The organism is Undibacterium sp. GW821-FHT11B02 (assembly GCF_058808955.1).
Window position 1 is genome coordinate 509742 of the sequence record NZ_JBXASD010000001.1, and the last position, 22423, is coordinate 532164.

The 22423-nt window shown below is 51.9% G+C and carries 20 protein-coding genes; 2 read left to right on the forward strand and 18 right to left on the reverse strand.

What is annotated here, in order from left to right:
* Window positions 1-13: 13 nt before the first annotated feature.
* The 12 genes from xdhB to AC1RVX_RS02215 form a co-directional block, all read right to left on the reverse strand.
* Window positions 14-2398, reverse strand: a complete 2385-nt coding sequence (gene xdhB, locus AC1RVX_RS02160; protein WP_493214926.1) for a xanthine dehydrogenase molybdopterin binding subunit — start codon at window positions 2396-2398, stop codon at window positions 14-16.
* A gap of 21 nt (window positions 2399-2419) precedes the next feature.
* Window positions 2420-3895 (reverse strand): xanthine dehydrogenase small subunit, encoded by a 1476-nt coding sequence (xdhA, locus tag AC1RVX_RS02165; protein ID WP_493214927.1) that lies wholly within the window; start codon window positions 3893-3895, stop codon window positions 2420-2422.
* Between the two features lie 311 nt (window positions 3896-4206).
* Window positions 4207-4605 carry a hypothetical protein gene (locus AC1RVX_RS02170; RefSeq protein WP_493214928.1) on the reverse strand — a complete coding sequence of 133 codons (399 nt, stop codon included), beginning with the start codon at window positions 4603-4605 and terminating at the stop codon, window positions 4207-4209.
* A gap of 16 nt (window positions 4606-4621) precedes the next feature.
* Window positions 4622-7036, reverse strand: a complete 2415-nt coding sequence (locus AC1RVX_RS02175) for a protein kinase domain-containing protein (RefSeq protein WP_493214929.1) — start codon at window positions 7034-7036, stop codon at window positions 4622-4624.
* Window positions 7037-7693 carry a 4Fe-4S single cluster domain-containing protein gene (locus tag AC1RVX_RS02180; protein WP_493214930.1) on the reverse strand — a complete coding sequence of 219 codons (657 nt, stop codon included), beginning with the start codon at window positions 7691-7693 and terminating at the stop codon, window positions 7037-7039.
* Window positions 7690-9600, reverse strand: a complete 1911-nt coding sequence (locus AC1RVX_RS02185; protein ID WP_493214931.1) for an AAA family ATPase — start codon at window positions 9598-9600, stop codon at window positions 7690-7692. The genes AC1RVX_RS02180 and AC1RVX_RS02185 overlap by 4 nt, the downstream gene beginning before the upstream one ends.
* Complete coding sequence (locus AC1RVX_RS02190) at window positions 9597-10667, reverse strand: hypothetical protein (RefSeq protein ID WP_493214932.1); 1071 nt, start codon at window positions 10665-10667, stop codon at window positions 9597-9599. Before AC1RVX_RS02190 ends, AC1RVX_RS02185 begins: the two co-directional genes overlap by 4 nt.
* A 111-nt stretch (window positions 10668-10778) precedes the next feature.
* Window positions 10779-11366 carry a hypothetical protein gene (locus AC1RVX_RS02195; RefSeq protein ID WP_493214933.1) on the reverse strand — a complete coding sequence of 196 codons (588 nt, stop codon included), beginning with the start codon at window positions 11364-11366 and terminating at the stop codon, window positions 10779-10781.
* A gap of 14 nt (window positions 11367-11380) precedes the next feature.
* Entirely contained in the window at window positions 11381-11716 is a 336-nt protein-coding gene (locus AC1RVX_RS02200; protein WP_493214934.1) for an antibiotic biosynthesis monooxygenase family protein, read from the reverse strand.
* Between the two features lie 109 nt (window positions 11717-11825).
* Window positions 11826-12164 carry a YkvA family protein gene (locus AC1RVX_RS02205; protein ID WP_493214935.1) on the reverse strand — a complete coding sequence of 113 codons (339 nt, stop codon included), beginning with the start codon at window positions 12162-12164 and terminating at the stop codon, window positions 11826-11828.
* A 47-nt stretch (window positions 12165-12211) separates the two neighbouring features.
* Complete coding sequence (locus AC1RVX_RS02210) at window positions 12212-12847, reverse strand: LysE family translocator (protein WP_493214936.1); 636 nt, start codon at window positions 12845-12847, stop codon at window positions 12212-12214.
* 97 nt (window positions 12848-12944) lie between these two features.
* Window positions 12945-13673 carry a L,D-transpeptidase gene (locus AC1RVX_RS02215; RefSeq protein ID WP_493214937.1) on the reverse strand — a complete coding sequence of 243 codons (729 nt, stop codon included), beginning with the start codon at window positions 13671-13673 and terminating at the stop codon, window positions 12945-12947.
* Window positions 13674-14036: 363 nt separating this feature from the next.
* Between AC1RVX_RS02215 and AC1RVX_RS02220 the strand changes: the two genes are divergently transcribed.
* The gene (locus AC1RVX_RS02220) at window positions 14037-14495 is read left to right on the forward strand and encodes a hypothetical protein (RefSeq protein WP_493214938.1); all 459 of its coding nucleotides are present in this window, start codon (window positions 14037-14039) and stop codon (window positions 14493-14495) included.
* Between the two features lie 72 nt (window positions 14496-14567).
* Here the strand turns inward: AC1RVX_RS02220 and AC1RVX_RS02225 are convergent, their stop codons facing one another.
* From AC1RVX_RS02225 to AC1RVX_RS02250, 6 genes are all read right to left on the reverse strand, one after another.
* Window positions 14568-15017, reverse strand: coding sequence for a GNAT family N-acetyltransferase (locus tag AC1RVX_RS02225; protein ID WP_493214939.1), 450 nt, complete (start codon window positions 15015-15017; stop codon window positions 14568-14570).
* A gap of 86 nt (window positions 15018-15103) precedes the next feature.
* On the reverse strand, window positions 15104-15643 hold the full coding sequence (locus AC1RVX_RS02230; RefSeq protein WP_493215152.1) for a gamma carbonic anhydrase family protein: 540 nt from the start codon (window positions 15641-15643) through the stop codon (window positions 15104-15106).
* A gap of 98 nt (window positions 15644-15741) precedes the next feature.
* A complete protein-coding gene (locus AC1RVX_RS02235) occupies window positions 15742-17778 on the reverse strand; it encodes a primosomal protein N' (RefSeq protein WP_493214940.1) in 2037 nt (678 codons plus the stop codon).
* Window positions 17779-18252: 474 nt separating this feature from the next.
* A complete protein-coding gene (hemE, locus tag AC1RVX_RS02240; protein WP_493214941.1) occupies window positions 18253-19341 on the reverse strand; it encodes a uroporphyrinogen decarboxylase in 1089 nt (362 codons plus the stop codon).
* Between the two features lie 330 nt (window positions 19342-19671).
* A complete protein-coding gene (locus tag AC1RVX_RS02245; protein WP_493214942.1) occupies window positions 19672-19869 on the reverse strand; it encodes a hypothetical protein in 198 nt (65 codons plus the stop codon).
* Between the two features lie 72 nt (window positions 19870-19941).
* Window positions 19942-20766: a PPK2 family polyphosphate kinase gene (locus tag AC1RVX_RS02250; RefSeq protein WP_493214943.1), complete on the reverse strand. Its 825-nt coding sequence runs from the start codon at window positions 20764-20766 to the stop codon at window positions 19942-19944.
* Between the two features lie 389 nt (window positions 20767-21155).
* On the opposite strand from AC1RVX_RS02250, the gene AC1RVX_RS02255 reads away from it, so the two are divergent.
* Window positions 21156-22415 carry an alpha/beta hydrolase gene (locus AC1RVX_RS02255; RefSeq protein ID WP_493214944.1) on the forward strand — a complete coding sequence of 420 codons (1260 nt, stop codon included), beginning with the start codon at window positions 21156-21158 and terminating at the stop codon, window positions 22413-22415.
* The last annotated feature ends 8 nt before the right edge of the window (window positions 22416-22423 follow it).

Below are 22423 nucleotides of genomic sequence, written 5' to 3' on the forward strand. Positions count from 1 at the left end.
TCCACATATTTGATCAAGGGGCAGTACGGGCAGTAGAGGTAGCAGCCAGGTTTTCTACTGCATTGATGGCCGACAAAATCGCTTCGCTGGTCGCTGGGGCATTCAGTGGGGGATTGTAACGATAATCCCCCACGCTGGCAATCGCATCCCGAATTGCAAAAAACACTGAAAATGGCAGCAATAAGGGTGGCTCGCCCACCGCCTTGGACCTGTGTATGCTGTCCTGCACATTGCTATTTTTGTACAAACTGACGCGAAAATCCTCAGGGCAGTCCGATATTGCCGGTATCTTGTAAGTCGAAGGTGCGTGTGTCATCAGCTTGCCACCCTTGTTCCACCATAATTCTTCGGTCGTCAGCCAACCCATGCCCTGGATGAAGGCACCTTCAACCTGGCCAATATCAATCGCCGGATTGAGCGAATTGCCAGCATCGTACAGGGCATCGGCACGCAAGAGTTTCCATTCGCCGGTCAGGGTATCGACAATGACTTCAGACACCGAGGCACCATAGGCGAAATAAGAAAAAGGGTTGCCGCTCATGGTTTTGGGGTCCCAATGCAGGCCAGGTGTCGCATAAAAACCATCGGACCACAATTGCACCCTGGCCAGGTAAGCTTTTTGCACCAGTGCTTCAAACGGGATATCCAAACCATTGACGCTGACCAGACCCGCTGCAAAGCGCACCTCGGCTAATTCACCGCCATAGGTCTTTACCGCAAATTCAGCCAGGCGCTGGCGCAGTGTGTGTGCGGCATTTTGTGCCGCCTTGCCGTTCAGGTCGGCACCGGTGGAGGCTGCGGTAGCCGAAGTATTGGCGACCTTACTGGTATCGGTGGCGGTAGCACGTACCTTGTCAAGGTTCAGGCCCAGTTCATGCGCCACCACCTGGCACACCTTGGTATTTACGCCCTGCCCCATTTCACAACCACCGTGATTCACCAGTACCGAGCCATCGGTATAAATATGCACCAGCGCACCTGCCTGGTTCAGATGGGTGACGTTGAAGGCAATGCCAAACTTCACCGGTGTAAACGCCAGACCTTTCTTCAATACCGGGCTATCGGCATTGAAGGCTTTGATGGCGGCGCGGCGTTGCTGATAATCGCTGCTGGTTTCCAGATCAGCCACGAGGTCGTGGATGATGTTATCAACGACTTTCTGGCCATACTGGGTGATATTGCGGCCTTCGGCATCGTTGCAGCCATAGAAATTGATTTTGCGGATATCGAGTGCATCCTTATTCAGGTTGCGGGCGATTTCATCAATGATGTATTCAATTGCAATCGCACCTTGCGGGCCGCCAAAACCACGGAAAGCGGTATTCGACTGGGTATTGGTCTTGCCGCATAGGGCGCGGATATCAACATCCCCAAGGTAGTAGGTATTGTCGAAATGGCAGACAGCACGTGTTGCCACCGGGGCCGACAGATCAGCAGAGAAACCGGCACGCGACACCATCTCGACTTTGGCGGCAATGATGCGGCCCTCATCATCATGACCGACTTCATATTCATAGTGGAAGCAATGGCGCTTGCCGGTGACCATCATGTCGTCATCACGGTCGGCACGCAGTTTGACCGGACGTTTCAGGTGGGCGGCAGAAATGGCCGCCGCCGCTGCCCACAATGCAGACTGTGATTCCTTACCACCAAAACCACCACCCATGCGACGGCATTCAACCACGATGTTATGGCTGTGCACACCTAAAGCATGGGCAACCACGTGTTGCATTTCGCTGGGGTGCTGGGTAGAACACAAGACCAGCATGCCTCTGTCTTCTTTGGGGATGGCGTAAGAAATCTGGCCTTCGAGATAAAACTGTTCTTGCCCACCCACATACAATTCACCTTTAACACGGTGTGCCGATCGCTCAAACGCTGCCTGCGCATCACCTCGCAGTAAATGCATGGGCGGCACGACGAAAGACTGGGCTTGTTTGGCTTCTTGCGGTGTCAGTATTGCTGGCAATTCTTCGTAGACAATCTCGGCCTTGCGTACAGCCCGGCGGGCGTTGTCATGGGTATCAGCGACGACGACGAAGATGGGCTGGCCTACATATTCCACCAGACCCGCAGACAAAATCGGGTCATCATGAATGATGGGGCCGCAATCATTGGTGCCGGGAATATCTTTGGCGGTGTATACCGCCACCACGCCACGTGCACTTTTAACTGCATCAAAATTCATGGACAGGATGTTTGCATGCGCCTTGCTGGATAAACCCAAAGCCGCATGCAAGGTGCCCTGCAATTCAGGGATGTCATCGGTGTAACGCGCTTCGCCCAGCACATGTAAAACTGCCGATTCATGCGGGTGTGATTTGCCGACTTCGGCCCAGCTTGCGTCCGCCTGTACCTGGTTTTTATCTGTCAAAAAAGCTTCAGTTTGGGTATTCATGTTTTCTCCTGAGCTTATCGTTTATTCAGTGACAGATGCAAACACGTTCACGGCCTGCAATGTCAACGGGGCCGTGGTCCTGGTTTCCAGCCAGAAGCGGCGCAAGAGATTTTGTGCCGTCTGCATGCGATAGGTATTGCTGGCGCGCATATCGGTCAGCGGTGTGTAATCCTGTGCCAGCAAGGCCATGGCCTGCTTCAGGGTGGCTTCATTCCAGACTTGCCCATTCAGTGCCGCTTCCGCCAGCGGCGCACGGCGTGATGTCGCAGCCATGCCACCAAACGCGATATGCGCATTGCGCACGATGTCGCCATCCAGGGTGATGGCAAAGGCAGCGCAGACGGCAGAGATATCCTGGTCATAACGTTTCGCCAGTTTATAAGTGCGGAATTGCTGCCCGCCTTTTGGCAGGGGAATACGCACGGCTTCGACAAACTCGCCTGACTGCATATCCTTTTTCATATAATCGAGGTAAAAATTTTCCAGCAAAAGTACACGCTTGCCATGCACACTGCGCAAGACAATTTCTGATCCCAGGGCGATCATCCACGGTGCTGAATCACCAATCGGCGAACCATTGGCGACACTGCCACCCAGAGTGCCTGTATTGCGTATGGGTTGCGAGGCAAAACGCTGCCACATCTCGGTCAGTTCATGCGGGTAATGCTGGCAGACTGCGCCATAGGCATCATTCAGCGACACGGCAGCACCTATTTCCAGCTTGCCATCCACTTCCCTGATGTGCTGTAGCTCGTCCACTTCACGCACGTAAATGATATTACCGAGGTCGCGCATTTGCTTGGTGACCCACAGGCCAACATCCGTGGAACCGGCGAGTATGGTTGCCTGTGGCTGGTCTGCCCGCACCTGCGCCAGTTGTTGCAGCGTGCGCGGTGCATAGAAAGTCTGGCCATCTGCGCTGTAGGTGAACATCTCGCCGCGCTGCAAGCCTTGCAGGCCGCTGATGACGGCGGCACGATCAAATTCAGCTGCGGGCAATTCACCCATGCGTTTGGCTGCATCAATGATGGGCCGGTAACCGGTGCAACGACAGAGATTGCCAGACAGGGTTTCATCGATTTCCTTGCGGCATGGTGGTGTCGCATCACCTTCTTTTTTCAGGTACAGGCTCCACAGTGACATGGCAAACCCGGGCGTGCAAAAGCCGCATTGTGAGCCATGGCATTCGACCAGGGCTTGCTGTACGGGATGCAGATCCCCATTTTTTTGTTGCAGGTCTTCAACTGTAAACACAGCCTTGCCATCCAGCGTGGGCAAGAACTGTATGCAGGAATTGACGGACTGCAATTCCAGCTTGCCCTGTTTCAATTCACCGACGATAACAGTACAGGCACCGCAATCCCCTTCGGCGCAACCTTCCTTGGTGCCGGTGCAATGGCGGTCTTCGCGCAAATGCTGCAACAGCGTGCGCGTCGGTGCCGCATCCTCGACCTGCTGGATGTGGCCCTGGAAATAAAAACGGATGGGGTCAGACATGAATGCTCCAGAATGAATTTCTTATACGGCGAGGTTAGCATCCGTGGCGCTGACATCTATATGTACAACATGATGTTGACTATCCTCACTCAAAAATATGAGCGCCTAATCGGGCACGCCAATTCGGGGGTACCAGGCTGGGGGGCGGCTACAAGTGATAGCTCTCTGCCCATGACAAGCTTCCAGCTGCTTTCACGCAGCGCTCAGTTGCTACTCAGTTGCTAGTATAGGCAGTTTGCCGATCTTCGTCCCAAAGCGGTGCTTTTATTATTTTAATAACTTACAAGGCCAGGGTACGTCGCAAGAACGACTCAGGCCTTGATATACTCCACGCGGCGAAAGCGCAGCGCTGACCAGTCTTCATCAATGGCCACCATGCGTACAGAATCAAAACCGGCGGCACGCAAGACATCCCAGCCGGTATCGCGGTTGAATTCGCATTGATAGCGTTTGGAGGTCTTCTTGGGATAGGCAAACCATAACAGAGCATCACCTTTGGCAAGTTTGCTGAGCTTGTGCGACAGCTCGTCCAGCTCTTTTTGCTTGCTGACAAAGGCCAGAGCAAATTCACACTGCTTGACGGATAACAGGTTCCTGAGCACCTTGACATCAGTCAGGGCGGCAATCTCCGGCTCGAAGGATGCTGGTGCCTGCAATACCAGGATTTCGCTTTGTGTCTTCAGATTGAGTTTTTGAAAGATGGCGGACATATGCTTACCTTCGCATTTAAAGTTGTTCACCCAGGGTGCGGATCTTTTGCATAAGCAGATAATTCGGCAAAAACCGCCAGGCGGCAAGTGCGACGAATACCGCCAGCATCCAATACACATTCCTAAAACGGAAAAATATGGGGATGCCTATCGCTGCAATAGCAATCAATACTTGCATTTCAGTACCAGTCCAGCCCTCGTTTTCAACCCGCCTTACCGTCAAAGTATCTACCAGTAAGCTCAGTTTCGCAATGTTGCGTTCCGCCCGGGTAGCAGCTTTTTTTGCTTCGAGCCACGGTGCTTCTGTACTGGAAGAAGCACGCAACCTTTCCAGCAATTCATAATAGTGATCAATCGCCACCCGCAAGTCAGCGGCTGCCGAATCTGCCCACAGGTTGCCAGTGGCAGCAGACCGCAGTGCCCTGATGCTGGCCTGCACTTCCTGGCGTATGGCCTGCGCTTCTTCCTGATCAGCGGTACGCTGCCAGGCTTCGGCCTTTTGTTGCCGCTCCACCGCTTTCTGCGCATCCGGCAACATGATTTCCAGCACCAGCAGCGATGCTACCGGCATCTGTTCGATATCCCCCAACACCGTTAGCCACGGGCAATATGCCTGCATGCCGGCATAGGCGACGATCAGGCGCTTGCGCAGGCGTTCAGGCCAGCGTTCATCATAAGCCAGGGCCAGCACACGCGCATGCAGCTTGGATAGCGGGGCATTGTCATTGGTTTCCAGACCGAACAAGAGTTTGTCTATGTTGGAATATTCGCCTGGCAAGTGCTTGCTGGCATGTTCTTTCATCAGCTTGTGGGCTTCCTGCCAGGCATGCTGAATTTGCCTGCAACAAGCCTGCCATTTCTGCACGATGCTGGCGACTTCCTTGTTGCCTGCATCGGCATAGGCTTCCAGCACACCATATGAATAAATCTGGTGTAGCCATTTGCCCGCTTCTTCATCACCCTTCAGCGACTTGTTGGCATAGGTCAGAATACCGGGCAATTCTATGGTTTCGCCACGCCACACCGGTGGTATGCCGGGGGCCAGATGCAAAATCAGGCGCAGCAACTGCACGTCAACCGAGAGTTTTTTTTCTTCGCGCAAGGCCAGCAAGACCCGTACTGCATTCTGGTCTTTTTGCACATCGCGAAACCAGGCCAGCAATTGTGCATTCGAGATATCCCTGACGCCATCGTCCCAGTTACGGGCCAGTGCTACAGCCAGTTGCTCTTTGGAATGACAGATATCGCGGCCTATGTGATAAGGCTCGCGAAAGCCGCCCATGGCAATGGTTTCCACCGCATCAGGCAGGCTGCGGTCACGCGCCAGCCAGCGCAGGATTTGTGATTCATCCCACCTGGCCTTGGGATCACGCAACAGCAGGCCACGCAAGAGCTTGCGCAGATAAGGGTCCATCACCATCTGCAATTCGATTTCGCGCGTGGTCAGGTGATGCAGGATGACTGCTTCAGACAAGCCGGCAAATGGATGCTGGCCCAGCGCCAGTTCCAGCAAGATCATGCCCAGCGCCCAGTAATCAGCCTTGACATCGATCATGCCGGACAGGCTTTCTGGCGAGGCATAGGGCAAGGTACGCGCCATGCCAGTCAGCCTTTGGGTTGCATCCAGCACGGATGAAATACCAAAGTCAGTGAGTATCAGGTCCAGCGGTTCTTGCGTGCGTATCAGGATATTTTCTGGCTTCAGATCACGATGGATCAAGCCCACCGCATGCACGCTGGCAACCGCCGTCGCCAGCTCACGTACTATGCTTTCCAGCACGGCGGGTGTGGGCTTGCCCTTTTGTGCGAGTTGCCGCAATGAGCCCAGCTCGCAATATTCCATGAGTTCATACGTATGGCCTTCGGACACGCCGGCTTCCAGTACAACCACACAGTGCTCGGGTGGGATAGCTTTCAGTCTTTCCCTGACCTCTGATTTGGCGTAGACACCGTGACGATAAATTTTTGCCACATGCAGCAAATCGCTGACCCGTTCTTGTACCAGCAAGAGTTCTGCCTCTGCGCCCTGGGTAGGCAAAGGGCGCACTATCTGGTAACGGTCACGCAGGGCAACAGGCAAGGTGACGAGGCTTTGGATTTGCCCGCCATCGGCTGGCTTTGCCAGGTTTTGTGCGCTTTGAGTGTTTGGTTTGTCTGGTGTCGCTATCAGTGGCCGGTTGCAATACAGGCATTGCATGCTGCCGGGTGGATTGCTTTGTGCGCAATCTTCATAGCCGCAGATCAGATCAACAGATGCTTGTGCCGGTTTTGTTGTTTCTGAAGTGGTCTGTGCAACAATGACCTCCACAGGTGCAGATTTTTTCTCCATCAAATCTATGCCGGACAGCAAGGTGCCACATGCGCAGCGCATGACTTCTGGCGCATTCTCGGTTTCACATGCAGGACAGCGACGTACATAGACTGGATTCACTCAGGGCCTCCAACTGACACTATCCAGTTTCAGGCCACGTTCGGCACAGCGCTGTTCCAGTGCCTGCATGTCGCCACGCGCGGGTATGCCTACATACCAGACGCGCTGGCCATCTATCATGGTTTGTATCCGCTTGTCGTGTTCATCAACAGGTGCGTCAACATAGGCCTGCATGCGCGCCCTGCCCCGGTCTGACAACAACACCAGTGGCTGGTTGGATGAACCGCGCCATGCCTGGGTCAGGGGCTTGTTGTCGATAAAGGGTTCGGGGATCAGGGCATCAAGTTTTTGCAATATGGCAGCCGGCTTTTTTTGTAGCGTTGCCAGTGGATAACCGCTGTAGCACAGAATGTCAAAATCCTGGCCCGTGCTGCTACGCCATTGCTGCAAGCCATCCAGCAAGGCATGCAACGCCTGCGGCTGGTCAAACGGTTCGCCACCGGAAATGGTGATGCCATCAATCTGTCCGGCGCTAACTTCACGACACCATGTGAGCAAGCTGGCGACGGTCATTTCCTTGCCAGAATCTGTGGCCCAGGTATCTTGTGACACACAACCCTTGCAGCCTATGCTACAGCCTTGCAGCCAGATTCCTATGCGTCGTCCCGGCCCCAGTACGGTGACCGGAAAGTGCGCTTTATTGATGGCAATCTTCATGCTAATTGCAGGCTCAGGCTGATGACTTTATCGGCTTCGCTGATACCCGTGATGACGACACGCTGCTTGCCTTCCAGCTCTTGCTCAAACAGGGCGCGTGACAGCGGGTTGATGAAGTTTGATTCCAGCTGGTTACCGACTCCACGTCCGCCATTGCTCAAATCCCGCGTACAACGCAGCAGCAGATCGTCCCGCACGCTGGCGGGCATAGCCAGTTGCAGGTTTAATTCTTCTTGCAGGCGTCGCGCCACATTGCGCAACATGCCATCAAAAATCTTGGCTGCGACTTCGGCAGAGATAAAATTGAAGACAACAATATTATCACCGATGCGATTCAATAATTCTGGCCGTGACAACTTGAATTTGAAGTAATTGCCTATGGCTTCACGCACCTTTAATTCCACCGTCTCGTAACTGTCACCGGGCTTCACATTCTGGTTGCGCTGGCCCTGTGCGTCTTCCACATAAATACCAAGGTTCGAGGTAAATATCAGTATGGTTTCAGAAAAATAGGCGGTGTCACCACGCCCGTCAGTCAGGCGACCATCTTCAAGTATCTGCAAGAATTTATCGAGTATGCGCGGATGGGCTTTTTCAATTTCATCAAACAAGACCACGGAAAATGGTTTTTGCCGCACGGCGTTGGTCAGCTCGCCACCGGCATCAAAGCCAACATAGCCCGGCGGTGCGCCCAGCAATCGGGCGCTGGTATGTTCTTCGGCGAATTCGCTCATGTCAAAACGCAGATAGGCACGTTCGTCACCAAACACCAGTTGCGTCAGGGTTTTCGCCAGCTCGGTTTTACCTACACCTGTGGGGCCAGCAAAAAACAGCACGCCACGTGGACGGCTACCACCCGAACGCGCCTGTGCACCGGTCAGGCTCATGACAGAACGCTTCAGAATATCCAGGGTCTTGACGACTGCCGGATGCTGCCCCTTGACACGTTCGTCAATAAATACATGGGCATCACGGATTTTTTTGCGCAAATAATCCTTGCGCCATGGGTTATCCAGCGCTCCAACCTTATAACAGCGCACAGCATCTTCTATGTCGGCGATACCGAGTTTTTGCCGGTCTGCCAAAACAGTGATATCCGACAGGGCAGACAGGGACATGCCTTCTGTGCCTTCGGTAAAACTTTTGACAAACTGGGTGCGGACAGCGGCGTCTGCCTTGTCATAACCGAGAAACAACGGTGCCAGTTGCAGAGCTGCCGCCTGGCGCATTTCAAAGTCTGGCTTGCTGATGACCAGACTGGCGACGCGGTCACTGTCCAGCGTAAACCAGGAAGGTAAATCCTGCGCCCGGTTCACCAGCCACAGCACTGGATTGTATTGCGGTGCGCCACCCGTCTCGCGCGGCACTATTGCACTGGCAGTCAGGGAAATTTTTTCGGCAGCGACAAAGAAACGATGTTCTGGATCGCTCAACTGTTCTGCCTTACGCGGAATGCGCGAGGCAAAATCGAGCACCAGCGCGCAGCGGGCTTCCCGTTCCGCACTCAGCTTTTTCATCAGCTTGCTCAGACTTTCAAGACTGATTTGCTGGCAGCCATCGGCCAGTTTCAAATCAAACAGACGCGTGGCCAGATCACGTTGTGCAGGTTCGTCAGGATAAACACGCAAGCCATCAACCGGGTCATATAACAGCAAGAATCGATAGTCATTGCGCTTCATGGATTCCCACAAGGCGCGGTTCAATGGAACCAGGGTTGCGCTGGTGGTGGCGGTAGTGGTCACAGCGGTTGCTGCACTGCTGTTGCCAGCGCCGTCAATTGTGCTGACGACAATGGCATCCAGTGCGACCAGAAAACTGTCACGTATGCTACCGGAAATCACAAAATGGGAACGTATGGGCAACAGCCTTTGCAGGTCCAGCAGCCAGCGGGTTTCGGGTACATTCATGGCAATTTTCTTGACAGTAATCGGCTTTGATTTTCTACTTGTTCTTCTTCGGCAAATTGCGGCAACTTGTCTTCCAGCACCAGTTGCACGGGCAGTTCACCGGCTTCCAGCCTGCGTGTGACCTGCATGTGGATGCCGCGTATCTCCAGTGCAGCCAGCAAGGTTGGGAATTCGCTACACCAGCGATCTTCGGCCAGATGATCAAGTACGCTGCGTTCGTTTTCGCCTTCTTTCACGGCACGCACCACGTTGAAATTGGCTTGGCCGGTCTTGGCATCCATACGCATACGCACCATGTATTTGTCCCAACCGGCACGACGGAAATGCACGACGCCGCCATCCACAAACAGGGTATGAGTCACTTCTTCGACCTGGTAACCCAGGTCTTGCAATGTCTGTTCCAGTATCAGGGCCTGGGCTTCTTCGACCTGGCGTTTTTTCTCTGCGTCCAGCAGGGCTTGAATTTGCAGGCGCAACTCAGCGGCAAGCAAATCAGCACGTTCACCCGGCAAGGATTTTTCCAGCTCTTTCGCCAGTTGTGCAATGTGTTCTGGCAATTGCGTCAGATGCGCAAGGCGTTTCAACAGACGTGCCAGACGGTCTTGTGGCAAGGCTGCGGCGCTGGCTGCCTGCAGGTCGACATCGGTTTTGTCGAACAGGGCATCGGCACGTCGGGTCGATTCCTGCAACAAGACAGGACGCATTTCATGGATCAGCAATTGCAGTGACCGGCAATATTCGATGATGTCTTGTTCATCATTACTTGCAGGCACGGCAGGTCTGACGGCGGTCACTTGCGCAGTGCAACCTATCTTGTCAGCCAGCACCAGCAACTGGGCAAAGTCTTGCTCTGCAAGGCGCACCTGTTCCTGTAATGCCTGGCGCCCCTCAACAAGTGCATTTTGCAGGCGGTCCAGCAAAGCGGCATGTTGCTCTGTCTGGCGCTGGCGCAAGGCATTGGCCTGCTGGCGTGCGTCGGTAACGGCCCGCGCAGCACGAATTGCCGCTGCCGACAAGAGTATCAGGAAGACATCGCCGTTGATCAGGACTGTGGTAGGACCGCTCATATGCCAGATTCAGGTGGTTGAGGCTTCAGTAGAGCTAATTATTAAGTAAAGCTAATGAAGTAGAAGTAATATAGCACGCCATGGCTAGCCAAAAACTACAGGCCCTGGACCTTACTTGAACACACAATAGCCGGTAATCATCCACTGACTATTGCTATTAATCCTGGCAAAACGGAACTCAGTTTCCCATTGATAGGGTGATACCACGATGACGGTGGCCGTGTCACCATCCAGTTTGACGCTCTTGGCCTTCAATTTGCTGACAAAGGATTTTTTATATTCATATTCCTGTGCACAAAAGAAGATGTCCATATCTTCCGTATCCATCAGCGGGCCACGGCCATCCTTGGCCATTTCTGCAAATTCAGCCGGGGTATAGGCGGCAAATTGCTGCTGGTACTTGTCATAGTAACGTTCAATCGCGACCGGGAATTCTGGCGCAAAATAGCCGGAGGCCATGAACTTGCCGCTGAAAGCCTTGATATTCCTGGTATCGAGCTGGAATTTTTTGCTGCCGGGGATATCCTTGATGGCAGGCTGGAGCTTGCTCACTTGGGTACCGTTCTTCAATACCCAGTCGTAAAAACCATGCACGCGCGCCATCAGCGCCTGTTCATCTGCGGTACTGGCAAATACCGGCGCGGCAGTCAGGCTTAGCACCAGCGCAGTCAGGATGCCTGTCAGCCAGGTCGTTTTCATGTTTGTTTCCATTCTTAAGAGATGGCACCATGCAGCTCAGCACAGGGATGCGCCAGTTTGCCATCGCCATAACTACGCAAGACTTGGGCGACGACCACCTGGTAGCCATCCAGCCAGTTGGCCTGAGCAGCCTTGGCTTGCTGGTGTATGGGATTGGCCATCAGCGCCTGCAAGGCTTCCAGACTGTCCCAGTAATAGACATTGGAGATCAAGCCAGTGTCGGCGTTTTCCCAGCTTTCTTCGCCCAGGTAACCGGGGATGGCTTTTGCCAGGCTGGCGATCTGTTCATCCAGCGCATAAAACGCGGCATCGTACTGCTTTTTCTGGAAGGTGAAAGTCGAGGTGTACATGGTCGTGCCAGTCTGATCAAACAAGGCACAGATGATACCGAAATAATCCGGCTGGCGGATGGTAATACATTATGATTTTTACCATTGACCACCCAAGCCCGTAGTGACGCTATTTCAACCCTGTGCCAAACCAGGAATGCATTTTCTGTTGCGCCTGCTGTTTGACTTCATCGGTGATATACATGCTGACGGTGGCTACTGCAGCCGCCAGTGTGGCCATGTCGTCGGTATAGCCCAAAAAAGGTATGGCATCCGGAATAGCATCCAGCGGGGAAATAAAATAAGCCAGTGCGCCGAAAATGACAGCTTTGGCCCAGGCCGGGGTTTCTGGCCTTTGGGCAGCGTAATACAACCACAAGGCTTTTTCGACGACATTGCTGCCGGCGGCCAGGGCAAAGTGTTTAAGCTTGTCCCAAAAACCGCTTTCGCTATAGTGGATTTCTGTCATCGCTGTTTCTCCGGCTGAATTTGGTGCTGGGACGACGTCAACACGCCCTAATCTGCCCCGGCACGTTTGACAGTCGCCAGCAGTGCGGCAGCAGCAACAAAGATGCCACCAGACAATTGGTTAAACATCCTGGCCTTGCCTTTGGAACGCAGCCACGGTCCCATGCGTTCAGCAAATGCGGCATACAGCATCAGGACGCTGAATTCGAAAAATACAAAGGTGATGCCCAGTACCAGGAACTGTGGCAATTTGGCGGCAGCCGGATTGATGAATTGCGGGAAAAACGCGGTAAAGAACAATAGCGCCTTGGGATTGCTGGCACCGACCAGCATGCCTTTGACATACAGGCGCAGGCGAGTGCCGTTGGTATCAGTATCTATCGGCATCTCAAAATCACTGGCTTTCGAGCGCAGGCTGGAGATGCCCAGGTACAGCAAATACAACACACCCAGATATTTAATGACAGTAAACACCATGGCTGAACTGGCCAGTATGGCACCAATGCCGATAGCCGAACAGCTCATGATGGCGATCAGCGAAGTAATGTTGCCCAGTGCCGGATACAGGGTCATGCGGGCGCTGGAGTTGATGCTGTTGGTCACACACATCAACACCGCTGGACCCGGCGTGATCGTCAACACCAGAACGGCAAGCACATACAGTAACCAAGTATCAATAGACATGAACAACTCCGGGAAAAATAAATAAGGCTTTAAACGTCGTTGTTGCATGGTATTACATTTTCCAGTTCCACGTCACAATACGGCAATCACGACAGCCTTACTGCACTTTCACCTGCTTGCGGATGGCAATGCCTGCCCATTCTGGTTTTTCTTGCCGTTCACTGTCGATGACGACCATATAGCGCCCGGCCCAGGCATTGTCTTCCCTGTTCTTGTCCAGCACCCAGAATTTACGACCGGTCGCCAGCGCAGCATCATAATCAGCATCCAGCACGCCATAACGGTCAAACAACACATTCAGGGTTGCCGGGATGCGTACACAGCCTTTGGATTGGACGCTGCCCAACCGTTTTTCCAGGGAGTTCGGATCAGTCGCATGCATTTGCAGGCGCATGTCGGCAATCTGGCGGTCGCCCCAGCCCTTTTTGGCCTTTTGCCAGCCAAAATCAAACACCCGGCGTCCCTTGGCACCGTAGCCACGAATGCCCTTGCTGTTTTTACTGCCTTCGGCACGGTAATCAAGGTTGGCGATGGAATGGGTAAAGACACCGGTCGGCGTTTCAAAATGCTCGAAACCAACAGCACGACCGGTGGATACTGGTGATGCGCCGATGAACTGATACTGCCCTTCTTCATCAATCCAGAACAACATGGCTGCCTGTACTTTGGGATTGCGGTCTACCAGCAAGATGAATTGCGAAGGTAAATTGATCGTGCCGGCGTTAGTCAGCGCGCCGCTCATCTGATCTATATATGTCTGTAGCTCTTCAGAGGGTGGGGTCAGTTGCTGTTCCACGGTAGTTTCATAAATCTCTTTCATCTTCATTGCTGACTCCAGCGCATGGACTGGGGCAGCAAAAATAAAGACGCTAATAATGAACAATGGGTACTTCAGGAAAACGCTGGCTGAACATTGCCGTGCCAGTTGGGTAAACATGTGCATGGAATCAAATAGTAAGTTGATGGTCAAAATATGGAACTCACTGCATTAACGGGAAGCAGTATTTCCCTTCATGAAATGAGTTTCAAGACTACATCTTCAATATGCCGCAAGATCTTCCATGCAGACAAGCGCTAAGCGCAGGGAAAGTGGATAAATGTTGCAATTTTGATTCAAGTCAACGTCGCTGCATGGCTGACTACTATATTGAAGACACCATTGAATCAGGTTTGATATGGAGAATTTGATATGAAATCAGTACAGCTTATTGGGAAAAGTATGCTGCTCGGCACGCTCTTGACGGGATTTGCCAGTCTGCCATCGACAGCAAGTGCTGCGGGACTGGTTTGTTCGGCCAAGGGCATCACCTGCCTTTCTGGTGGCATAGGCGAGCCGGAACGGGAAGAATTGCGTCAGCAGGTTGGTCAATATAGCCTGTGGATAAGCACCGCAGCAAAGAAAAGCGGTGCGTTTCTATCTGACACGAAGATTGTTGTGCGGGATAGCAAAGATCACCGGGTCGTATTTACTACTGTCATGGATGGCCCATGGTTATTCCTGGGTTTGCCTGCTGGTCAATATGAAGTAGAAGCTGTATTTCACGAAAAAACCATGCGCATCGACCAGCAGTTCAAAAAAACCCTCACGATCAAACCGGCTGACCATCACCAGATGATGTTTTATTTTGATGTACCGGATATCGAATAACTAGAACTCATTTCATCAATAGGGATGAGTTCTAGTCGCCAATTTGGCTGCCACTGTCGTCAGGCTGCTGCTCTATCCTTCAAGGTAAATTTTTGGCCTGTAGACTTCCATGAAAGATTCCGGCTTGCTCAAAGGAGTGAAGCCGAATTTTTCATACAAGCCATGGGCAGTTGAAGTTGCCAGTGTGAAACGGCGGAATTTTTTGACTGCCGGATGCGCCATCACGGCATCCATCAGCAAGCGTGAGATACCTTTACCGCGCATGTCAGGCACAACAAAGACATCGACCAGATAGCCAAAGGTAGTCATGTCGGTAATCAGGCGGCAGAAGCCGACCATGCGGTCTTGGCGGAAGACACTGAAACACAGGGAATGTTGCAGGGATTCTGCTACCAATTCACGGGAGATGCCGGTTGCCCAGCCGCTTTGAGTGGACAGAAATTGATGCACGACATCCACATCCACCTCATTGGTATCGGTACTGATCCAGTATTCGCCTTCTTTCGCCCGCCGGTCTTCCATGCTGTTGTTCCTTTTTCCGGTTTATTAATCGCTTTCTGCTTGCCGTGATGTTGGTCTGAGCCAATTCGTCAGCACGAGTTCAGATTTCAGTTTTGCTCTGTTTGCTGATAGTTATTTTTGATACGTACATAATGTTCTGCCGAATAACGCAGGCGGCTGATTTCTTCTGGGGTCAGGGTGCGTACCGCTACAGCCGGGCGGCCCAGATATAAATAACCACTTTCCAGTACCTTGCCCGGCGGCACCAGGCTACCTGCTCCCACCATGACCTGGGGTTGGATGACGACATCATCCATGACGATGCTGCCCATGCCTATCAGGCATTCATCACCGATCTGGCAACCATGCAGGATCACGGCATGGGCGATGGTGACGTAATTGCCTATTATCAGGGGAGAGCCATCGGGTTTGGCAGCGTTTTTGTGCGAGACATGCCCCATTGCCAGGTCTTGGACATTGCTGCTGTGGCCAATGCGTATATGATTGACATCGCCCCGCAATACGGCATTGCACCAGACAGAGCTGTCCTTGCCTATGTGGACATCACCAACAATCTGGGCACTGGGATGGATATAAGCCGTGTCGGCAATCTCGGGTGAACTGTTCAGGTAGGGGCTAAGCGGCATGGATTTCAGGATGTAATTGATACAGTGAAATACCATTTTACCTGATGCCACAAATATGTCTGAGGTGAAGCCAGCGCCAGTCCCTGTGGATATCCCGCTCAGATATCCACAGGATCAATTTCTACCGACCATTTGACCCGGCTTTTCATGGCGCGTAAATCGGCTATCCAGGCTTTGACGAAAGCCTGCAAGGCTGGGCGTGATACTGATTCCACCAATAATTGTGCCCTGTCCACATTCGCCACCCGCGTCATGGTCATGGGGATAGGGTCATTGATCATGATGCCCTGGTGTTCGGTACAGATTGCGGCTTCTTTCAAAAAGGCAATTGCGGTTTCCAGCTCCTTGGCTTCAGCCCGCAATAAAGCCTGGTACATGAAGGGTGGCATATGGGCTTGCTGGCGTTCATCCAGCAAGTCTTTGGCAAAGTCGGGATAGTTATGTGCCATCAGCGCATGATAGAGCGGATGATCAGGGTAACGGGTCTGCACCAGCACTTCAGAAAGATTGCCACCTTCTTTTTGCGCTGCCCGCCCGGCCCGACCCGCTACCTGCATGAGCTGGGCAAACAGGCGTTCGCTGGCGCGGTAATCCTGGGAAAACAGGGCCGCATCCGGATTAAGGGCAGCCACCAGGGTCAGATGTTTAAAGTCGTGGCCCTTGGCCACCATTTGTGTGCCGATCAAAATATCCACTTCGCCTGCATGCACACGTTCAAACGCAGCAGCGGCACTGCCTTTCAGGCGGGTGGAGTCGGCATCAATGCGAAACACTCTTGCCTCTGGGAAAATTGCCGCCAGGCTTTCTTCCAGTCTTTGCGTGCCACGACCCAAAGGTTGCAGGTCGATATTGCCGCAAGTTGGGCAAGAACGCGGTATGCGTTGTTCCAGCCCGCAATGATGGCAACGCAATCTATGGTCACCCTTATGCAACACCAGATGGGCGGTACAGCGTGTGCAATTGCTGATCCAGCCGCATGCATCACAAGCCAGCACCGGTGCATAACCACGCCGGTTCAGGAATAATAGTGATTGCTCACCTTTCTCAAGACGCAGTTTGATGGCGGCTATCAGCCTTTGTGTCAAACCTTCACTGGGTTTTTCACGTTCCAGATTGATCAGCTTAATAACAGGCAATACCGCCAGTTTCACTGCCCGTTCACGCAATTCCAGCAAACGATAGCGACTGGTCTGTGCACCCTGCCAGCTTTCCAGCGACGGTGTTGCCGAACCCAGCAAAACCGGGATGGATAGCTGCCGCGCCCGCCAGACTGCCAGGTCACGGGCTGAATAGCGCAAGCCTTCCTGTTGCTTGTAAGAAGGATCATGTTCTTCATCGACAATCAGTAATTTCAGATTTGGCAGGGACGCCAACATTGCCAGCCGTGTCCCCAGGATGATACGGGCACGACCTGTATGTGCAGCCAACCAGTGAAGCAAGCGCTCACCTTCTGCCATGCCACTGTGCAAGGTCGACAGCATCAGGCCAGGAAAACGGGTGCGGATATGGGCTTCGAGCTGCGGTGTCAGATTGATTTCCGGCACCAGTATCAAGACCTGGGCATCTGCCGATTGTGCCAGTATCCTGGCTGCGGTCTGCAAATAGACTTCGGTCTTGCCACTGCCAGTCACCCCGAATAAGAGATGAGGGGCAAAGCCCTGGGACTGGACCACCGCATCCACCGCTGCCTGTTGTTCTGTGTTCAATACCGGCTCATCACTGGTACTGACATCGGCCTGCACGGGCAACTTGTCGAGTTTCTTGATGGCGCGCTGCAAAGAAACGGTTTTGATAGCTTTGAGATTTTTCGGCAAGGCCGGCAACGCCACCTCACCCAGCGGGCGCTGATAATATTCGGCGGCGAATTGACACAAGGCCATCCACTCTTTATTGAGCGGCGGCAAATCGTGCCTGACGGCCAACACATCACGCAGCTTGGCCTGGGGGACATCAGTTTCGGTCAGTACTTCAAGAATCAAGCCCACCACTTCTTGCCGGCCAAAGGGCAAGGCGACCAGTTGTCCAATCTGAGGCATGACTGTTGGATCAGCATTTGCGTCTTCTGCTGACCATCGATAATCGAAGCTGGTGTCAAGTGGCGTATCGAGCGCAACGCGTAGATAAATTTGTGTCACGATCTAATGTAAGGCCTGAAGTTTAGCGCTAACTATTGATTTCATAAGGCTTTTTGACATATCCACAGATCCTGTGGATAACTTTGTGGAGAAAGGTCTCTTGACAACGGTTTTCGCTAGCGTTTACGCGGGTTTCAGCGAATTGCCTGTTCTGACAGCATAGAATTTAGTCCTTTAAAATCAATCACTTATAAAAAATGCTTGGCGACAAAAAAATATTTTTCAAATTATTTTTTTCCGCCCCGATTTTGTGCATAAGTGACAGAAAACGTGCATGGAAATGCAAAAATTCTACAGTGGCTTATCCATTCATTTTCCGCAGCTTTTGTGCCAGAGAACCGCACCAAATCTATGTTTTGCATAGCAACATGACGACCTGGCAAGCATGCCAGGAGCTTGTTGTAAGGTGTCAATGATTTATTATTTTACCAGCGCATGAATTTTCAGCATCTATAAGCGATTTCCAGCACTGTTTCAGCCCGTCTGACGTTGCTTGCGGCTGTATTCATGCACTGTTTCGACCAGCACGCTAACTGACTCTACCGGTGTGAATTGCGAAATACCGTGGCCCAGATTGAATACATGACCATGCCCAGCCGCCGGTTTGCCATAGCTATCCAGCGCCGTAATAACTTGCTTGCGGATTTGTTCTGGCTCGGCAAACAACACTGCCGGATCAAGATTACCTTGCAAGGCGACCTTGGTACCGACTTTGGCGCGGGCCTGACCCAGGTTCACTGTCCAGTCCAGGCCGACGGCATCAGCACCGATATCAGCAATTTGTTCCAACCACAGGCCGCCACCCTTGGTAAAGACAATAGCAGGAATGCGCTTGCCATCTTTTTCTTTTTGCAACTGGCTGACGATATCGCGCATATAAGACAGCGAAAACTCTTGATATGCGCCATCTGCCAGCGCCCCGCCCCAACTATCAAAAATCATCACGGACTGGGCACCTGCGTCAATTTGTGCATTTAAATAGGCCGCCACCGCATTGGCATTGGTACGCAAAATGTGATGCATGAGGTCCGGGCGCTTGTACATCATGGTCTTGACGGTGTGGAATTCACGCGAACCCTGCCCTTCAACCATATAACAAGCCAATGTCCACGGGCTGCCGGAAAAACCGATCAGCGGTACACGGCCATCCAGCGCGGTGCGGATCTGGGTCACTGCATCAAATACATATTGAAGGCTGCCTGCTTCCGGTACTTTCAGCGCCAGGATGTCTTTTTCATCTTTTAACGGACGCTCAAACTTCGGGCCTTCGCCTTCTTCAAAATACAGGCCCAGTCCCATCGCATCAGGTACGGTCAAAATATCGGAAAACAGGATGGCCGCATCCAGGCCGTAGCGGTCTATAGGTTGCAAAGTCACTTCGGTGGCAAAACCAGGGTTTTTGGCCAGACTCATGAAAGAACCCGCCCCTTTACGGGTTGCGCGATACTCCGGCAAATAACGGCCTGCCTGGCGCATCAACCATAAGGGTGTGTAATCGGTTTCCTGGCGCAACAAGGCCTTGAGGAAGGTATCATTCTTGAGTGGTGCAAAATTCATGGACATAATTGCTTTCAGTAATACCATGCCGTACAAACCATCATCCGGCGCAGTCAATTTCTATTCAGACTACATTATCGCCGATGCAGGCGGTATAGGCATCTGATCTGCAACAAAGGACATATTTTCATCAAAAATTTTCCCTTGATAAACTGTGGATAACTTTGTGGATAGAAATGACAGAATGCCGGTTTACTGATTATTTTTAAATTCGGTTAACAGGAATATTGTGTAAGTCATTGATTTTATTGGTTTGAAACCGCGATTTCTTTAAATAATCGGTTTTTGTAGATAAATAGCTTGCAAACCAAATTGTGCATAAGTCGCCAATTTCTATTATTTTTCCTGATGATTTTCAATAATTATTTTCGCTAATTTTCCAGTCCAAATACTGACGCCAAGTACTGTCGGATAGTAGTCATCTTCGGCCATCAGGCACTTATCTTCAAAAATCCCGCTAACAACAATATGTAAGATTCCAGCTCTGGATACCTCGGTCTGCATCTGGACTTGGTACAGCAGCGGTATTTTCATATCTGATCAGCAACAATTTATGTGCAATTTCCTGACCGGGTTCAAACTGGCAGCAATTCGGAACAAGACATGTCATTCCACCTTGAGTTTGGCATATTCTGGATTGCCTGCCGGGTATTTGAGTTTCATACTCAGCATCTTTTCATGCGCGATACTGGCAATCACCAAATTGCGCTGGGTCTTGGAATCGGCCGGTACGGCATACCATGGAGCATGATCAGCATCGGTAGCAAGCAAGGCATTTTCATACGCCAGTTGATACGCATCCCAGTATTTACGTTCTGCCAAATCCTGAGGATCAAACTTCCAATGTTTTTCAGGGTCCGCCAGGCGCTCTTCCAGTCGCAGCTTTTGTTCAGCTTTGGAAATGTGCAGGAAAAACTTCATGATCACCGTCCCGGTTTCGGCTAGCATGCGCTCGAACTCGCAAATCTGCGCATAGCGGCGTTTGCATTCCGCATGATCTATCCAGTCATGTACACGGGTAATCAGCACATCTTCATAGTGACTGCGATTAAAGATCGTGATTTCGCCCTTGCCCGGCACCTCCTTGTGCACACGCCACAAGTAGTCATGATTGTTCTCTTCTACGCTGGGTGCTTTGAACGCAACCGTACGTGCACCCAAGGGGTTGATTTGTCCAAACACGCCTTTCACCGTCCCGTCTTTGCCAGCGGTATCCATGCCCTGCAAAATAATCAGCAACTTGCGATTATGTTCGGCGTACAGGAGGTTTTGCAGCTCTGCGATCTGTTCTGCCAACTTCAGTGTCGCCAATCTGTCCGCCACTTTTGCCGCGTTCTTATCGTCTGCGGGAGCACCCAGCAACTTCTTTTTGGCATTGACATCCGTAACCTGGAAATTCTTGCTGATGCGGAATTGTTCGGCAATGCTCATGCTGTCCTCGCTCGGTTATTTTGTTTGTAGGGCCTATCTTATCTTATGCATTCAGCAGGTGGGTGATGCGATTGCACAGCGTCACTTATTACCGCTCTTGAGGCCGTTGACGTTACTGAGTTGTGTTTATTGTAATTGGGCGTAACAGCATTTTTGTACGAAGAAAAACGAAGTTAGAATTGTTTTGGCTAAAAATCCCAAGGTAAATATAAACGTGTCAATGCTGCTCGTATTGTGGGCCACTGTCGCCATGCTGTACGCCTCAATGCAAAATCCCGACCATCCCTCTGTGTAACAGGATGGAAAAACGATGCTGCATGTTTTTCAGTAATTCCCGAATGACGATTCACTTTTAGTTCTATACACAGGCAACCAAAAGGAGGTATCTCGTGAAGTACACATTCAGAGCTGGCATTCAATTCTTGTTTTCCTTACTGTTGCTTTCAGCCAGCGCATGTTTTGCCCAGACTTCGGCACTGCCAGCTCCAGACTGTTCCAGCAGTCTGCCTGCCGCCAAAAGCTATACCATCGCCTATATGAATTACCTGAAGCAATCGGGACAAATCACATTTTGGGAACGCGATAATTTTTGTTATGGTGACAGCGCCGTTTGGTGGGAACCGGACTCTGCAGCCTATCTGACCGAGCGCGCATCGGTGTACACCCTCACGGATCCGGCGACTGACCCTGTGGGCACGAAACGCCCTGTTGTTATCTTTACCCATCCCAATGGTCAGACAGAAAAGTTTCTGTTCAAGGACAGCAGCACACCACGCGACAACCCTTACGCAAAATCGACCTTGTTCCAGAGTGTGCTGGTTCAGGCTCTGAACGCAGGTTACACAGTGATCTCACTGGAATTCAGGCATCCAATCGCATCCTATGATGTCAATGCAAATCCAGCACCCGGCAACACCGACATTCGCGATGGCATCCAGTACCTTCGTTACAATGCAGAGCAATTGCACATCGACCCTGACAATGTTTTTCTGGTAGGCCAGTCGCGCGGGTCGCTGAATATGTTGTGGGGTATCAAGGATAATGCTGCTGGCAGTGATCCTCAACGCCCATGGCGTTCTGCATCTTCAAAGGCCAGTGCCATCTGGGATTATCAGGCACAGACTTGCTATGACCGTAATACAGTGGAAAAAACATTTATTCTGTCATCTTCTTATTCTGTGTTTGAATCAGATCCAAAGTTTCCACAACCAGCAGGCTATCGCGCCGGTTGTTCATTGGGGGCAGTAGGAAATTCATCTTCTATTCCACCGATGGTGTTGATGTACGACGAAGCACCGGCCAATACCAGTGCTGTGACCTTGCAGAATTATTGTTCAACTATCTGGACCAGCCAGTATTGCTGGCAAACCCTGAAATGGCATGACGCGAACAATATCTGGAACACCTGGTTTGATGAGCATGATGCCAATTTCGGCGTAGCGATGAACAATGCTTATAACAGCGCTGGTGCCAGTTCGAAGATCAAGGCATGTTTTGGCGTGACGATCACCTACGACGATCCTCCAGGACCGTGGAACGGCTATACCGGGTTCACCAACTTTTTTGACCAGCACCAAACTTTGCCGGTATCACGTGCATCTTCACCATTCCAGTGTCCGCAGGTAACGCATACACCGCCAAGTTCATAAACGGTTTT

Bases quoted from the DNA above. Each gene is read 5' to 3' on its own strand.
- xdhB (WP_493214926.1), bottom strand. From the start codon at position 2,398: ATGAATACCCAAACTGAAGCTTTTTTGACAGATAAAAACCAGGTACAG.
- xdhA (WP_493214927.1), bottom strand. From the start codon at position 3,895: ATGTCTGACCCCATCCGTTTTTATTTCCAGGGCCACATCCAGCAGGTC.
- AC1RVX_RS02170 (WP_493214928.1), bottom strand. From the start codon at position 4,605: ATGTCCGCCATCTTTCAAAAACTCAATCTGAAGACACAAAGCGAAATC.
- AC1RVX_RS02180 (WP_493214930.1), bottom strand. From the start codon at position 7,693: ATGAAGATTGCCATCAATAAAGCGCACTTTCCGGTCACCGTACTGGGG.
- AC1RVX_RS02185 (WP_493214931.1), bottom strand. From the start codon at position 9,600: ATGAATGTACCCGAAACCCGCTGGCTGCTGGACCTGCAAAGGCTGTTG.
- AC1RVX_RS02190 (WP_493214932.1), bottom strand. From the start codon at position 10,667: ATGAGCGGTCCTACCACAGTCCTGATCAACGGCGATGTCTTCCTGATA.
- AC1RVX_RS02195 (WP_493214933.1), bottom strand. From the start codon at position 11,366: ATGAAAACGACCTGGCTGACAGGCATCCTGACTGCGCTGGTGCTAAGC.
- AC1RVX_RS02200 (WP_493214934.1), bottom strand. From the start codon at position 11,716: ATGTACACCTCGACTTTCACCTTCCAGAAAAAGCAGTACGATGCCGCG.
- AC1RVX_RS02205 (WP_493214935.1), bottom strand. From the start codon at position 12,164: ATGACAGAAATCCACTATAGCGAAAGCGGTTTTTGGGACAAGCTTAAA.
- AC1RVX_RS02210 (WP_493214936.1), bottom strand. From the start codon at position 12,847: ATGTCTATTGATACTTGGTTACTGTATGTGCTTGCCGTTCTGGTGTTG.
- AC1RVX_RS02215 (WP_493214937.1), bottom strand. From the start codon at position 13,673: ATGAAGATGAAAGAGATTTATGAAACTACCGTGGAACAGCAACTGACC.
- AC1RVX_RS02220 (WP_493214938.1), top strand. From the start codon at position 14,037: ATGAAATCAGTACAGCTTATTGGGAAAAGTATGCTGCTCGGCACGCTC.
- AC1RVX_RS02225 (WP_493214939.1), bottom strand. From the start codon at position 15,017: ATGGAAGACCGGCGGGCGAAAGAAGGCGAATACTGGATCAGTACCGAT.
- AC1RVX_RS02230 (WP_493215152.1), bottom strand. From the start codon at position 15,643: ATGCCGCTTAGCCCCTACCTGAACAGTTCACCCGAGATTGCCGACACG.
- hemE (WP_493214941.1), bottom strand. From the start codon at position 19,341: ATGTCCATGAATTTTGCACCACTCAAGAATGATACCTTCCTCAAGGCC.
- AC1RVX_RS02245 (WP_493214942.1), bottom strand. From the start codon at position 19,869: ATGAAAATACCGCTGCTGTACCAAGTCCAGATGCAGACCGAGGTATCC.
- AC1RVX_RS02250 (WP_493214943.1), bottom strand. From the start codon at position 20,766: ATGAGCATTGCCGAACAATTCCGCATCAGCAAGAATTTCCAGGTTACG.